This is a genomic window from Acidovorax sp. DMC1, from assembly GCF_056314325.1.
The window spans coordinates 285,154-297,643 of record NZ_JBQUYO010000001.1 but is presented as its reverse complement, the minus strand read 5'-3'; the positions used below and the strand labels follow the sequence as shown (position 1 = coordinate 297,643).

The following is a 12,490-nucleotide window of genomic DNA, read 5'->3' as shown; positions in this document are numbered from 1 at the left end:
CATGACTGCCACCAAAAACCTCAACCTGCGCGCGGGCCTGCTGTCCGTGCTCATCTTCCTCACGCTGCTGGGCATCTGGTACGTGGCCACGTCGTCCTCGGGCGCTGGCGGCGGCACGGCGGGCATGACGGCCGAGCAGATCGAGTACGCCAAGATGATGGGCAAGGACCCGGGCGCATCCAAGAGCGGTGGCTTTCCCACGCTGGGTGCGATGGGCAGCACGGTGTGGGGCCACCTGTCCAACCCGTTCTACGACAACGGTCCCAACGACAAAGGCATCGCCATCCAGCTGGCGCACTCGCTGGGCCGCGTGGCGCTGGGCTTTGGCCTGGCCTGCCTGGTGGCGATCCCGCTCGGCTTCATCATCGGCATGTCGCCGCTGCTGCGCCGCGCGTTCGACCCGTTCATCCAGGTGCTCAAGCCCATCAGCCCGCTGGCGTGGATGCCGCTCGCGCTCTACACCATCAAGGACTCATCCATCTCGGGCATCTTTGTGATCTTCATCTGCTCGGTGTGGCCCATGCTGGTGAACACGGCGTTTGGTGTGGCATCGGTCAAGCGCGACTGGCTCAACGTGTCGGCCACACTGGAAGTGAACCCGCTGCGCAAGGCCTTCCTGGTGATCCTGCCTGCCGCAGCGCCCACCATCCTCACGGGCATGCGCATCAGCATGGGCATCGCGTGGCTGGTGATTGTGGCCGCCGAGATGCTGGTGGGCGGCACGGGGATTGGCTACTTCGTGTGGAACGAGTGGAACAACCTGTCGCTCACCAACGTGATCTTTGCCATCCTGGTGATCGGCGTGGTGGGCATGTTGCTCGACCTGGCGTTTGGCCAGCTGCAGAAGGTGGTGACCTATGTGGAGTGATGTTGCCCAGCGCCCGGCTGTTCCAGCCCCTCTTGCCACTGACGCACCGCAACGAAAGGCCTCTGCCGTGACCCAAGGCTTCCTCCAGATCGACCGGCTGAGCAAAGCCTTTGTACCCGCCAAACCCGTGTTTGCCGACGTGTCGTTCACGCTCGACAAGGGCGAGTTCGTCTGCATCATCGGCCACTCGGGCTGCGGCAAGACCACCATCCTGAATGTGCTGGCGGGGCTGGACACCGCCACCTCGGGCACCGTCATCATGGACGGGCGCGAAGTGGCCGGCCCCAGCCTGGACCGGGGCGTGGTGTTCCAGAGCCATGCGCTCATGCCCTGGCTCACGGTGCGCCAGAACATTGCGTTCGCCGTGAAGTCGCGCTGGCCGGACTGGAAGAGGAGCCAGGTCGATGTGCATGTGGAGAAGTTCGTGGCGCTGGTAGGCCTGAGCCCTGCCATCGACAAGAAGCCTTCGCAACTCTCGGGCGGCATGAAGCAGCGCGTGGGCATTGCGCGCGCGTTCTCCATCCAGCCCAAGATGCTGCTGCTGGATGAGCCCTTTGGCGCACTCGATGCGCTCACACGCGGCACCATCCAAGACGAACTGATGACCATCGTGCGCCAGACGCAGCAGACGGTGTTCATGATCACGCACGATGTGGACGAAGCCATTTTGCTGGCTGACCGCATTCTGCTGATGAGCAACGGCAACGAGACGCCCGAGGGCTATCGCCCCGGTGGCATCGCCGAGGTGGTGGTGAACCCGCTACCGCGCGAGCGCACGCGCACCAGCCTGCACCACCTGGACGGCTACTACGCGCTGCGCAACCACATCGTGGACTTCCTGGTGACGCGCGCCAAAGCCCACTGAATTCCTGAGCAACCAAGCCCTGTCGTGTTGCCCCTTGTGGGTGGCAGGGAGGGCTGCACCCTGAAGTTTTTGTTCCCCGTTCCAAAACCCATCCAACCGAAGGAGCCATCACCATGAACCGCAACGACGTTACCGAAAAGATCATCAGCACCAAGGTCGCCAAGGGCCTGCAATGGGAGGCCATTGCCAAGAAGGTCGGCCAGTCCAAGGAATGGACCACGGCCCTGTGCCTGGGCCAGATGACCGCCACCCCCGAGCAGGCCAAGATCGTCGGCAAGATCTTCGGCCTCACGGCCGAGGAGCAGAAGTGGCTGCAAGTGGTGCCTTACAAGGGCTCGCTGCCCACGCCCGTGCCCACGGACCCGCTGATCTACCGCTGGTACGAGGTGGTGAGCGTGTACGGCACCACCATCAAGGAACTGATCCACGAAGAGTTTGGCGACGGCATCATGAGCGCCATCGACTTCAGCATGGACATCCAGCGCGAAGCCAACCCCAATGGCGACCGTGTCAACGTAGTGTTGTCCGGCAAGTTCCTGCCCTACAAGCAGTACTGAAATTGGGCCCAGGCTGTGTTCGTCACAGCACTTTGACGGCGCGGCCGATGAACTGGATGGGCCCCGTGGGTTTGCCAATCGGCGAGCCCGTCGGCGGCTCCAGCGTCAGCTCGAACAACTGGTTGGGCTGCAGCGGCGGCAGCTTGTCCAGCGGGATCTGCAGGGGCTGACCGGGCTGCACCAGGCCCAGCGACACGGGGCCGCTCCAGCCGTCGGCCTTGGTCCAGAACTCCAGGGCCTTGTCGGCGGGCACTTCGGCCACGCCCAGAGGAATCAGGCTGATCTGCCGCGGCGAGCTGGCCTGCACCACCCAGCCGGGCGCCTTGTCCTGCGGCGCGACCAGCACCACCATGAACTGCGGCGGCGCGGCCACGGGTGCGGTGCGCGTGACCAGCACCGCCGCGAGCACCGCCGCCATCGCAAAGCCTGACCCTGCAAGGGCCCGCCACAGGCCCAGGTGGTCCCACCAGCGGACAGAAGGCTTGCGCTCGGTGTTGGCGCGAGGTGGCGTGGTAACGGGGGGCGCGGCCTGCTGTGCGCTGGCTGCTTGCAGCGATTGATCGATGCGCGCCCACAAGGCGGCGGGCGCCGCGATGGGCTCGGCCAGCTGGGTCAGCGGCAGCAGGCGGGCTTCCCATTCGGCCACCGCCTGCTGCAGTGCTCGGTCACCGGGCAGGCGTTGCTGCACGGCACGGCGCTCTGCTACGGCCAGGGTGCCCAGCACGTACTCACCCGCCAGCACATGCAGGTCGTCCGGCGAGGGGGTAGGCGGTGTGTTGCGCACATCGGTCATGCCATGCACTCCCGCAGCGATACCAGGCTGCGCCGTATCCAGGCTTTCACGGTGCCCAGCGGGGCGCCCAGACGTTCGGCGATTTCGCTGTGCGAGCAGCCGTCCACATAGGCGTGCAGCACGCAGTTGCGGCGCGCCGGGTCCAAGGCCTCCAGGCAATGCTGCAGGCGGCCCAGGCTGGCGTTGAGTTCAAAGGTTTCCTCCACCTCGTGGTGGGCCTGCACAGACATGTCGGCCTCCAGGGCTTGGGTGGTGGTGTCGTCCACATCCACGTGGCGGCTTGCGTCGCGCACGGCGTTCAGGGCCAGGTTGCGCACCACGCTGTAGATCCAGCCGCGTGCGCTGCCACGGGACGTGTCGTAGCTGGCGGCGCGGGTCCAGATGTTCACGCAGGCATCGTGCACGATGTCCTCGGCGAGCGCGCGCTGGCGCACGATGCGCAGCGCCACACCCAGCAGCCGCGCGCCCTCCTGTTGGTACAGGCGGTGCATGGCCTGCCGGTCGCCCGCTGCGCAGGCGGCCAGAGCGGCTTCGTAGTCAAAATCGCCAGGGGTGTCGGGCACGGTGTGCGGGCAGCGGGGCGGTGGCTGATAGGTGCGCGCATCGTAGCCGCAAACCCGCCACCGCCTGGCGGTAGCCCCCGCTGGGCAAGGGATTGCGTGTGGGCGGTTTACGCGGCCTTCCAGAAGATGTAGTCGGCCTGGTACTTCACGATCTGGCGCTCGCCCTTGTTGGCGGTGGTGCAGGCAGCAGCGGGTGCCACGCCGCCCTTCAAGGCCACGCGCTGGATGAAGGTTACGCCCGTCATGGCGCCCGAACCCATGGCGGGGTTGGCCTTGACGAGCTGGAAGGGCAGGTTGCCCGTGCCCGAAGGCGCCACGGCCAGCTGGGTGGCTGTCAGCTTGGAACCGTCGTTCGACTCCCAGGTGGCGGGCGGACCATAGTAGGTGCCCACTTGCTTGCCGCTGCGGTCATTCAGCACAGCCTTGGGGCCCACGAACACCCATTCGGTCTGGCCCGGCATGTTGGCCTTGTCGCGGCATTCGTAGGTGATCTCGCCCACGCCCACGGTCTCCATCGCGACCTTGTTGCCAGCCGGTACCTTGATGCTGTCGGGCAGGCTGTCCTGCGAATACATGGGTTTGGAGGGCGACGACATCATCGAGCCGCAGGCGCTCAGCAGCACGGCGGCGGCAACGGCACCCGTCAGAGGGAGCAGGCGGGAGGTCTTGGACGTGTGGATGGTCATGGCGTTTCTCTCTTGTCTATGGGTTGATAGGACAGCAGCAAGATGAGCTGCTGTAGGTACTACCCACGAAAACGCCGTTTGGATGCAGTGGATGCAAAAAAATTTTCCGATGCCGGTCCGGGCAGGATATCCGTCCCGGACGGGACTGCCTCAATGCAGGGTCATCGGCCGGGTGGTGGTCTTGACTCGCACCACCGCCGCCCGGTGCTCGTAGGGAGCGGCGGGCTGGCCCAGGATGGCGGCAGCCAGGGTGCGCGCCTGCCGGGCAATCGGCTCGATATAGCGGCTGCACTGCCCGTCAATGCTGATGCAATCGCCCAGCGCATGGATGCCGCTTACGCTGGTTTGCAAGTTGGCGCTGTCCACCGCAATGCCGTTGGCCCAGGCCAGGGCCGCACTCTGCGCCAGCCGTGGGGGCGGCTGCAGGCCGGCGGCCACCACCACTTCATCGGCTGCAAACCGCCGCCCAGTGGTGGTGGTGACGCGGTAGCGCGAGCCCACGCGTTCCACTTCCCGCACCTGCAGGCCCCCCTCAAAGCGGATGGACAGGTCCTTCCATGCGTCCAGCAACTGGGGCCCCGCCTGCTGGTCGTGCCAGCGTGCCAGTGGTTCGTTGGCCGTGTCCAGCAGCGTGATGCGGTGTCCGCCCAGTGCCAGGTCGTTGGCCAGCTCGCTGCCGACCAGGCCTGAGCCAATGATGAGCACGTCCTTGGGCTGGTCGCCCAGGTGCTGGCGCAGGCGCTGGTAGGCGTCCAGGTGGTTGACGCGCCAGCACAGGCTGGCGGGCAACCCCGGCGGCAAGGTAGCCTGTGCGCCGTGGGCCAGCACCAGGTGGCCGTAGCGCAGCACGCCCCGTGTGGTGCGCAGTTGGCGGGTGTCGGCGCATATTCGCACGGCATGGGTGTGGGCCAGCAGAGTGACACCCAGGCGCAACGCTGCATCGCGGCCGGTTTCGGACACCAGGGCCAGCGGGTCCAGCTGGCGCGCCATGGCCACCGACAGCAAAGGCTTGTCGTACCGGTCGCCCGCGCAGGCCGTCACCAGGGTGATGGGCAGCGTGGCGCTGTGTTGGCGCAGGGTTTCGGCCAGTTGCCAGCCTGCACGGCCCGCGCCGACGATGACCACGCCCGGCTCGCCACGCACGCGCAGGGAGGCGGCTGGCGCTGCGCTGGCCTGCGCCCGCAGCGCCTCCAGCGTGGGGGCTTCGTACGGAGAAAAATCGGCCTTGGTCACGCCGCACAGGGGGCAGGCCCAGTCGTCGGGTATGTCTGCCAGCCGCGTGCCCGGCGGCAGGCCGCCATCGGGGTCGCCGTCGGCCTCGTGGTAGACGTAGCCGCAGGCGTTGCAGATGTAGCTTTGCCAGGGCGCTTGTGTTGCCGCGTCGGCCAACGCATTGTGTACGGCCTGCGAGGCGGCGCTCAATGCGAAGGCGGAGTCTGCCGACGGCGTGGTGGTGGTTGTGGCAGGCGTCATGCAGGCATCTCCTCGGCACTGAGCCGGGCAATCTCTTTGCGCAGGTGCTTGATGGCGGGCGTGACGATGGCCACAAAGTGCGACTCGCGCACGCGGCGCTGCACGTCCGAGCTCATGAGGTAGCCGCGTGCACCCTGGTGCATCAGGGCGGACTGGGCGGCGCGCAGGCACAGCTCCGCGCCGTGGGCGCGGGCGTCCAGCACGTCGATGAAGAAGTCGGTGCTTGTGTCGAACGGCGTCTGGGCCAGTTGCATGACGCGTGCGGTCAGTGCATCCAGCTCGGCCTGCAGCGCGTCGGGCCGGTCTTCCAGGAACTGGTTGACGTGGCCCAGTTGGGCCTCCACCGCCCACATCGAGTCGATGGCGCCCTGGGTGATGCCCACGGCCATGCCACATTGCAGCATCACAAACGCCGCTCGGATGCGGGCGATGAAAGGACGCGTAGGGTCGGCCATGATGTCGGCCGTGCCGATGAAATGGTCCTTGAGCCGCAGTGCATAGGTGCCCGTGCCCTCCATGGCCGAGAAGCTGGGGCATTCGCGCATCTCCACGCCCGGTGCGTTGCAGCGCAGCAGGAACATCACCTCGCGCTGGCTGGCCGTGCTGTCGGCCTCCACCACCGCCGCGATCGCGCCACAGTAGTGGTCAGGCCCCAGGTTGCTCACCCAGGGCAGGGTGCCGTTGATGAGATAGCCACCCTCCACTGGCGTGGCCTTGAGCAGCAGGTTTTCGATCTGGGCATAGCTCTTCATGGGGTTGGACAGCGCCGTGCCACCCATGCCCGCGCCGCTGGCGTGGCGCTGCAGCACATCGCCCATCAGCGCGGGGTTGCCCGACTGCTGCAGGTACAGCCCGCACACCGCCTGGCACCACATCATGAAGCCGGTGGCGCCGCACACGCGCGAGGCCTCGGCCATGGCGCGGATGGCCAAGCCGTAGTCGGCGGGGCCCGCCGTGCTGTCCAGGTGCGCGCTCATCGCCCCCACGGCGGCCAGTTGCTGCAGCTCGGCGCAGGGGTAGTAGCCGGTGCGGTCAATCGCCTCCACCTGCGCGGCCAGCGGGCCCTGGGCAATCTGGCGCACGGCGGCCAGCAGCGCATCGCCCCGCAGGGCGCCGTCCAGGTGGAGTTGGGGAGGGAGGTCGGCGGGGTTCATGGGGCTCCTTGGGTGCGCGGGGCGGGCTCGATGGTGGGGGGCTCTTTAGTCCGCCAGACTGATTTCGAAGGGAATGGGGTTGCGCATGCTGTTGGCCACGGGCGAGTAGAAGTTGGCGTGCTGCACGATCTCGTCGAGCACCTCGCGCGGCGCGTCGCCCTCCACCAGCACCTTCACGCGGATGGCCTGGAAGCCCATTTCGGGCGGCGTCTTTTGCAGCGCGCCGCCAGCGCCCCAGGCGGCGGGGTTGCCGATGTCGCCTTCCATGAACACCTCGATCTTGCTGAGCTTGACCTGCTTCCAGGTGGCCACCGCCGTGATCCCCACGGCCAGGCAGCCGCCCAGGCCTGACAGCACGATTTCGCCGGGCGCTGGCGCCGTGTCCTGGCCGAACAGGTGCAGCGGCTCGTCCACCACCACCGGCGCATGATTGCCCACATAGCTCAGCGAGCGGTACTGCCCTTCCATCACCGTGTGGACCTTGTTGGTGCCACGGCTGGCGGGGTTGTTGCGGCCCTTGTCGGCAAAGGCCATCAGGCCGTCGCGGTCGATGGGGCGCAGGTGCGTGTGCACGGTGGTCACGATGGTGGTGGGGGCAGAGGGTTCCAGCAGATCGGTGGACATGGTGTTCCTTGAAGAAAGAGAAGGGAATGCAAAAAAGAAGGACAGGGTTCGCAGCGGGCCACGCCCGCTGCAACAACGCGCGGGGCTCAGGCCGCCAGCGCCAGCGCAGGCTTTTTGGGGAACTTGACCAGCGGCAGACCGCTTTCGATCGGCAGCTTGTCGTCGCGCGACCATTCGTTCCACGAGCCGAAGTACATGCGCACATCGGCAAAGCCCGCCTGCTTGAGCGCGAGGAAGGTGTTGGACGCACGCGCGCCCTTGAAGCAATACAGGTACACCGTGTCCGCCGGGCTGATGCCCGCCGTGGCGCATTCGGCGCGCACTTCGTCGGGCGACTTGAAGACGGGGCCCTGGGGTGAGGGCTTCATGAAGCGGTACCACTCCAGCCACTTGGCGCCGGGCAGGCGGCCCTTGCGGGGCGCAAAGTCCTTGCCGTAGGGGCTGGAGCTGTCGCCAATCCATTCGTCCACATCGCGCACGTCCAGCAGCACGGTGTCGGTGCCCAGGGCCTCGATCACGTCTTCCTTGGTCAGCATCACGTCGGTGGTGGCCAGGTTGGTGGGGAAGATGGCAGGGGTGGGCACCACGGCCTCGGTGGAGACGGGTAGCTCTGCCGCCTTCCAGGCCGAGTAGCCGCCATTCAATACCTTGACCTTGGGGTAGCCCAGCCAGGTCAGCAGGTAGTAGCCCCGGCAGGACTGACCGTAGCCGCTGTTGAGCGCATCTTCATAGAACACCGCCGTCTCCGCACCCGACAGGCCGATGGCGCCCAGGTGCGCGGCGAAGGTGTCCTTCAGCTCCTGCAGCCCCTGGGGCGTGGAGGTGGCCAGGTACGTGAAGGTCTCGCGCAGGTTCACCGCGCCGGGGATGTGCCCCAGGGCGTAGGTGTCGGCGTCGCGGGTGTCGATCAGCACCACAGGCTCTGCGGCTTGCAGGGCCACCAACTGGGTGGGCGAGATGAGGACGGCGTCGGAGCCGGTAGCGGTCACTGTGCTCATGGAAAACCTTTCGGTGCGGTGGTGGGCGGGATGCCTGCCCTCCTTATCGCAACAGGTGTGCCAGAGCGGTTGTGGATGAGAGGATTTGAATGGAAATGGCTTTTTACGCTAGTGGAATATGCGCTGACAGCTATTGATTTGATAGTGAATGGAGTGTTGCCACATGCCGCTGGTCGGGGTGGACCAGACGGCCCTGGACACTGTGTTGACACATTGTCGACACAGTGTCCGTCGTCACTTCAGACCCGCCTTGCGCAGCCGGTAGCTGAACTGCCGCAGCGTCAGCCCCAGGCTCTGCGCGGCGCGCGACTGGTTGCCGTGGTGCTCGGCCAGTGCTGTCTGCAGCACCAACACGCTGTGCGACTGGGCGGGCGCGTAGTCACGCACCAGCGGCGCCGGGGCAATGGCCGGCTGTGCTGTTGCCCTGGTGGTGGCTGGGGGCGATGGTACGGACGGCGAAGGCAGGGGCGCGGACACGGCCGGCAGAAACCGGTCCAGCTCTGCACGGGTCACCAGCGTGTCATTGGTCAGCAGCACCAGGCGTTCGATCACATTGCCCAGCTCGCGGATGTTGCCGGGCCAGGGGTGTTCTTCCAGCCGCGCCAGCGCGTCGGGCGAGAGGTTCACGTTGCGCTGGTGCGCCTGGTTGGCGCGACTCACAAAGTGCAGCGCCAGCGCGCGGATGTCCTCGCGCCGCTCGGCCAGCGAGGGCAGGTGGATTGGAATCACGTGCAGGCGGTAATACAAGTCCTGCCGAAAGCGGCCGGCCTCTACATCGGCCGCCAGGTCGCGGTGGGTGGCCGCCACCAGGCGCACGTTGACCTTGACCTCGCGCTGCCCGCCCAGTCGCACCAGCGTACCCTCTTGCAGCGTGCGCAGCAGCTTGGACTGCATGGCCAGCGGCAACTCGCCAATCTCGTCCAGAAAGATGGTGCCACTGTCGGCCTGCTCGAACCAGCCCGCGCGGGCCGTGCTGGCGCCGGTGAACGCGCCTTTTTCATAGCCAAACAGTTCGGACTCGAACAGCGCGTCCGGAATGGCCGAGCAGTTGACCTTGATGAAGGGCCGGTCGCGCCGCCCGCTGGCCAGGTGCACGGCGCGCGCAAACAGCTCCTTGCCCGTGCCCGACTGGCCCAGCAGCAGCACGGTGGCCTGGGTTTGCGACACGCGTTCCAGCTCGCTCAGGGCCTGCAGCAGCGGCGGCGAGCTGCCAATGAGCCCGTAGCGCGCGCTTTTGGTGTTGAGCGCATTGGCCAGCACAGCGTTGCGCGCCTCCAGCTGCCGCGTCTGCTCGGCCACCAGGGCTTCCAGCTGCAGCAGCTGCCCCACCAGCGTGGCCAGCACGCGCAGCACCGCCAGGTCGTCGTTCAGGTGGCGTTGGCGGCTGCGGATGCGGTGGCAGGCCAGCACGCCGATGGGCGCGTTATTGACCTCGATGGGCAGGGCGATGAAGGCCACCGTCTCGGGAGGCAGCTGGCTGCGCGCCACCGCGCGGGCCAGGAACAGCGGTTCGGCATCGATGTCCTGCACGATGGCGGGCTGCCCCGAGGCCAGCACGCGGCCCGTGATGCCCTCACCCCAGGCATAACGGCCCCGCGCCACCTCGGCCTGGGTGAGGCCGTAGGCGTGCTGGATGGAGGCAGTGCGCGGCGCGCCGGCCGGGGCGGTGGGCGCTGCGTCCACCAGCACGATGCGCCCCCGGTTCAGGCCCAGCAGTTCGCTCATCAGGTGCAGCATCTCGCGCAGCACCAGCCCGGGCGCCAGGCTGCGGCCGATGAGGCGCATCACCTCGCGCATGAGCAGCAGCTCCTGCGCGTGCCAGTCGGTGGCGGGGCTGGGTGGGGAGTGCGGTGGCATGGGGGTACGCATGCCGGTGCTTCGCAAGTTTTGCGCCTGCTTCGCCCCGCCGGGCCGTCCTCTGCGTTTCCGAGCCTCGCTGGGGCGGCTCCCCGACTTCGTTGCGCGCTTGTGTCTGGCCCTGGGGCATCGCCAACGCACCTTGCAAAAATGGCGTGTGCGGGTGCTAGCGTTTGCTGCCGGTGGGTACGGGTGGCAGCGCCTTGAGGTACAGGTACAGGGCGTCGGCGTCGGTCTGGCTCATGGACTTGAGCGAGCCGAAAGGCATGACGGTGCTGACCGCTGAGCCGTCGGGGCGTGTGCCCGTGGTGAGCATCTGGCGGAATTGTTGTGCGCTGAGGTAGCGGTGCATGGCGCCTTCCGGGGCCGATGTGAGGTTGGAGGCGGCCGGCCAGTCTGGGGGCGCTCCGGGAATCTTGCCTCCAGCCAGCTTTTCACCGTGGCAGCCCATGCACATATTGGCCACATAGGCGCCATGCGCCACATTGACGCCCTCGGCCACCGGCGTCTGTACAGGCAGCGTGTGGTCGATCTTCTCGTAGGCATCTTTCACGACCCCGGCGGCGTAGAGCAGCTTCACAAGCACCGGCAGCCGGACGATGCCGGGTTCGCCATCCACAGCGGGCAATTGCTGCACATAGGCCGCGAGCGCTGCGAGGTCCTGGTCTGTGAAGCGGTTGTAGTCCTCGCTGGGCATGATGAGGGCCGGGCGACCGTCGCGCTTGATGCCATGGCGCACCACGCGATCCCAGTCGGCGCTGCGGTAGCCCACCACCACGCTGTTTGCGCCAGGTGTCAGGTTGGGGCCGCGTACCAGCAGGCCGTTGGCATCGTCTATGAAGGTGCGCCCCGCACCGTTCGCCCCGTGGCAGTCCACACATCCACGGGAGGCAAACAGGTACCGGCCGCGCTCGATGCTGGCGGCGTCCTGCACGATGGCGGGCGAGGCGACTTCGAGCGCGAGCGGGCGATTCATCTTGCGCTCAGCCATCTGTGTGCCGCCAGCGATGAGGGCTGTGGCCACCGCGGCCAGGGCCGCTCCCGCCCAGAGGGTTCGTCGCAACCAGCGCTTCATGATGTTGCTCCCGTAGCCGTGCCGGCGGCCTGGCTCGGGTGCCAGCGGCGCCCTCGGAAGCGCGACTTGATTAGCTCGCGTGCCATTTTGAGCTTCAGGCGCAGCCGCGGCTGGTGGCCCCATGTGCTGGTCTCGTGGGTGTGCATGGTCTGCCAGCCCGTTGGGTCGATGGCTTGGGTCTGCGCTCCGATTTCAAACGCAAAACCGGAGGGTGTCTCTGCGTAAAACGAAAAGGTGCCGTCCGGCTCTGGATGCTGTCCGAGGTCCAGGTCGATGGGCAGCCCCAGCGACTCGGCCCGCTCGAACGCCCGCCCCACATCGCGCAGGCTGCGCGCCTGCAACATGAAATGGTGAATGCGGAACGAGGACGGCAGGTCAAACAGCGCGAGCGAGTGGTGGCGCTGGTTGCAATGCATGAACGTGCCACGGATGTGGACCGGGCCCACTTGCGTCTGGAGTCGCTCTGTCACGCCGAACCCCAGCAGTCCGCCATAAAACGCCTCCATCGCGGCCAGGTCCTGCGCGACCAGAACGACATGCCCCAGACCCAGCGCGCCGGTTTCAAAGCCATCGGGAAAGGCGGTGCTGGCAAACGGCGTCGCCGCTTCGGCAAGGCCCACGCACAGCTCCACGCGACCCTGTTCGGGGTCGTTCACATGCCAGAGGTGCTGGACCTTGCGCTGGCTGCAAAGAGCGGCATCGCCTTGCTGGGCACGGTGCCCGGCTGCTTGCAAGCGTTGCACCAACTGGCGCAGTTCGTGTTCATCGGCGCATTCCAGGCCCACGGCCGCCAGGTCGTCACGGGGACCTGGCGTCACCACAAGGCGCTGGCTGGCACCATCCACACGCCAGCCTGTGCTGCCGTCGGCATGGACGGTGGGCGCGGGAAGCCCGAGCATGTCTTTCATGAACCGCTCCCAGCGGGCGGGTTTGCGGGCTTCAAACACCAGATAGGCAAGGCGGAGGGAATTCAGCAT

General features: G+C 66.9%; 13 protein-coding genes. 3 read left to right on the top strand and 10 right to left on the bottom strand.

All coding sequences use genetic code 11. The features are described 5' to 3' along the window. Nucleotide 1 precedes the first annotated feature (1 nt). From ntrB to cynS, 3 genes are all read left to right on the top strand, one after another. The gene (gene ntrB, locus ACT531_RS01385) at nucleotides 2-868 is read left to right on the top strand and encodes a nitrate ABC transporter permease (RefSeq protein WP_309826967.1); all 867 of its coding nucleotides are present in this window, start codon (nucleotides 2-4) and stop codon (nucleotides 866-868) included. Further along, nucleotides 858-1,733, top strand: coding sequence for an ABC transporter ATP-binding protein (locus tag ACT531_RS01380; RefSeq protein WP_291442142.1), 876 nt, complete (start codon nucleotides 858-860; stop codon nucleotides 1,731-1,733). The genes ntrB and ACT531_RS01380 overlap by 11 nt, the downstream gene beginning before the upstream one ends. Before the next feature lie 113 nt (nucleotides 1,734-1,846). Continuing rightward, the gene (gene cynS / locus ACT531_RS01375) at nucleotides 1,847-2,290 is read left to right on the top strand and encodes a cyanase (RefSeq protein WP_008905293.1); all 444 of its coding nucleotides are present in this window, start codon (nucleotides 1,847-1,849) and stop codon (nucleotides 2,288-2,290) included. A 22-nt stretch (nucleotides 2,291-2,312) separates the two neighbouring features. Here cynS and ACT531_RS01370 read toward each other — a convergent pair whose 3' ends face one another. The 10 genes from ACT531_RS01370 to ACT531_RS01325 all read right to left on the bottom strand — a co-directional run bounded on the left by ACT531_RS01370 (nucleotide 2,313) and on the right by ACT531_RS01325 (nucleotide 12,490). Then, nucleotides 2,313-3,083 carry an anti-sigma factor gene (locus ACT531_RS01370; protein ID WP_476016222.1) on the bottom strand — a complete coding sequence of 257 codons (771 nt, stop codon included), beginning with the start codon at nucleotides 3,081-3,083 and terminating at the stop codon, nucleotides 2,313-2,315. Then, complete coding sequence (locus ACT531_RS01365; protein ID WP_476016221.1) at nucleotides 3,080-3,646, bottom strand: sigma-70 family RNA polymerase sigma factor; 567 nt, start codon at nucleotides 3,644-3,646, stop codon at nucleotides 3,080-3,082. The genes ACT531_RS01370 and ACT531_RS01365 overlap by 4 nt, the downstream gene beginning before the upstream one ends. A gap of 107 nt (nucleotides 3,647-3,753) precedes the next feature. Then, nucleotides 3,754-4,332, bottom strand: a complete 579-nt coding sequence (locus tag ACT531_RS01360; RefSeq protein WP_476016220.1) for a DUF3455 domain-containing protein — start codon at nucleotides 4,330-4,332, stop codon at nucleotides 3,754-3,756. 150 nt (nucleotides 4,333-4,482) lie between these two features. After that, entirely contained in the window at nucleotides 4,483-5,805 is a 1,323-nt protein-coding gene (locus ACT531_RS01355; RefSeq protein WP_476016219.1) for an FAD-dependent oxidoreductase, read from the bottom strand. Next, nucleotides 5,802-6,959 carry an acyl-CoA dehydrogenase family protein gene (locus tag ACT531_RS01350; RefSeq protein WP_476016218.1) on the bottom strand — a complete coding sequence of 386 codons (1,158 nt, stop codon included), beginning with the start codon at nucleotides 6,957-6,959 and terminating at the stop codon, nucleotides 5,802-5,804. The genes ACT531_RS01355 and ACT531_RS01350 overlap by 4 nt, the downstream gene beginning before the upstream one ends. A 45-nt stretch (nucleotides 6,960-7,004) precedes the next feature. Then, nucleotides 7,005-7,583 (bottom strand): OsmC family protein, encoded by a 579-nt coding sequence (locus ACT531_RS01345; protein WP_066789476.1) that lies wholly within the window; start codon nucleotides 7,581-7,583, stop codon nucleotides 7,005-7,007. An 86-nt stretch (nucleotides 7,584-7,669) separates the two neighbouring features. Beyond that, nucleotides 7,670-8,581: a sulfurtransferase gene (locus tag ACT531_RS01340; protein ID WP_476016217.1), complete on the bottom strand. Its 912-nt coding sequence runs from the start codon at nucleotides 8,579-8,581 to the stop codon at nucleotides 7,670-7,672. Between the two features lie 234 nt (nucleotides 8,582-8,815). Next, complete coding sequence (locus ACT531_RS01335) at nucleotides 8,816-10,438, bottom strand: sigma-54 interaction domain-containing protein (RefSeq protein WP_476016216.1); 1,623 nt, start codon at nucleotides 10,436-10,438, stop codon at nucleotides 8,816-8,818. Nucleotides 10,439-10,604: 166 nt separating this feature from the next. After that, on the bottom strand, nucleotides 10,605-11,513 hold the full coding sequence (locus tag ACT531_RS01330; RefSeq protein ID WP_476016215.1) for a c-type cytochrome: 909 nt from the start codon (nucleotides 11,511-11,513) through the stop codon (nucleotides 10,605-10,607). Further along, entirely contained in the window at nucleotides 11,510-12,490 is a 981-nt protein-coding gene (locus ACT531_RS01325; RefSeq protein ID WP_476016214.1) for a VOC family protein, read from the bottom strand. The genes ACT531_RS01330 and ACT531_RS01325 overlap by 4 nt, the downstream gene beginning before the upstream one ends.